Raw genomic sequence first — 223 nt, 5'->3', positions numbered from 1 at the left:
CAAAGGTATTCAGCTTCTGCAAGATGGTGGTGTGGATCTAATTGAACAGCCATGTGCGATTGACAATATTGATGCCATGGAGCGTTTAACTCGTCGTTTTGATATTGCCATCATGGCGGATGAGTCATTGATGGGTCCAAGTACAGCTTATCGTTTAGCGAAGCGTAATGCTGCTTCTGTGTTTGCTGTAAAAGTTGCTCAGTCTGGTGGCCTACTCGAAGGT

Annotated in this window: 1 protein-coding gene; it reads left to right on the top strand. The window is 45.3% G+C overall.

Annotation, left to right across the window (positions count from 1 at the left end; genetic code table 11):
- Positions 1 to 223, top strand: a 223-nt coding sequence (locus AC1M9K_RS14655) for an enolase C-terminal domain-like protein (protein ID WP_481589659.1), incomplete at both ends; no start/stop codon positions are given.

This window comes from Acinetobacter sp. 24-47-67 (assembly GCF_056779735.1).
This window is presented reverse-complemented; position numbering and strand designations above follow the sequence as displayed.